This window comes from Thermus sp. NMX2.A1 (assembly GCF_000511705.1).
In the GTDB taxonomy this organism is placed as follows: domain Bacteria; phylum Deinococcota; class Deinococci; order Deinococcales; family Thermaceae; genus Thermus; species Thermus scotoductus.
The window spans coordinates 1-1178 of record NZ_ATNI01000107.1 but is presented as its reverse complement, the minus strand read 5'-3'; the positions used below and the strand labels follow the sequence as shown (position 1 = coordinate 1178).

At 66.0% G+C, this 1178-nt stretch carries 1 protein-coding gene; it reads left to right on the top strand.

What is annotated here, in order from left to right; translation table 11 throughout:
* The first annotated feature begins 86 nt into the window (after nucleotides 1-86).
* Nucleotides 87-1178 (top strand): IS4 family transposase, encoded by a 1092-nt coding sequence (locus TNMX_RS11150; RefSeq protein ID WP_014514485.1) that lies wholly within the window; start codon nucleotides 87-89, stop codon nucleotides 1176-1178.

The following is a 1178-nucleotide window of genomic DNA, read 5'->3' as shown; positions in this document are numbered from 1 at the left end:
TCAGTACACGTCAAAACGTGGGACCACCCCTTTAGGATGGACCTGCGCCCACGTGGATGGGCAGGTACCCATAGGAGGTGGTCCCCATGGAACAGCTTACCCCACTCATCAACGCCTTGAAGCGATACTGGAAGGCCGACCTCAGGCGCCTCACCTTCCTGGCCGCCCTGGTGATGGCTCTGGTCACCGCCCGCACCACAAGCGGCCCCAGACTCGCTCTTTCCCTCGGCTCCATAGCCAGCCCTGACCCCCGCTCCGCCTACCGAAGGTTCCAGCGGTTCTTGGCCTGGCCGGGGCTGGACGGGGAGGGCTATGCCCGCTTCATCTTCGCCCTCCTCCGACCCCAAGGGCTCCTCCTGGTCATGGACCGGACCGAGTGGGAGCTGGGGAAGAGCAAGGTCAACCTCCTGATGCTGGCCTTCCTGTACCAAGGCCTGGCCGTCCCCCTGTTCTGGAGCTTCCTTCCCCACGACGGCAACTCCTCCACCCCCGAACGCATCGCCCTGATGGAAAGGGCCTTGGCTTTCCTGAGGGCCCACTTCCCCCACCTCCGGGTGGAGGGGTTCCTGGCGGATCGGGAGTTCATAGGGGAGGCGTGGTTCCGGTACCTGGAGGAGAAGGGCATCCCCCGGTGCATCCGAATCAAGGCCAACACCCGGATGTGGCGGTTGGGCTCGGGCCCTCGGGCCTGGGAGCTCTTTGCCTCCCTGAAGGTGGGAGAGAGCCGGGTGCCCAGGCGGCGGTACTGGGTCTACGGGCGGCGCATGTGGGTGGTGGGGTTGCGCCTTGGGGTCCGGGAGTGGCTGATTGTGGCTACGGACCTGGACCCTCACCGGGTGCTGGAGGTGTACGGGCTCAGGTGGGGGATAGAGCGGCTCTTTGGGGCCCTGAAGGGGCGGGGATTTGACCTGGAGGCCACGCACGTGACGCGGGGGGAGAGGCTTTCGCGGCTTTTGGTCCCCTTGAGCCTGGCCTTCGTGTGGGCGTTTCGGACGGGGCTTGTGCTGCACCGGGTGCGTCCGGTGAGGCCCAAGAAGCACGGGAGGCTGGGACAGAGCCTCTTCCGGGCGGGGCTGGACCTGCTCACCCTTTGGGCGCTTGCCCTCTGGGGTGCAGGGGGAGGAAGGCGCGGAAGTCCCTTGGGGTTATGCCCTATGGAGGTTTTGACGTGTACATAG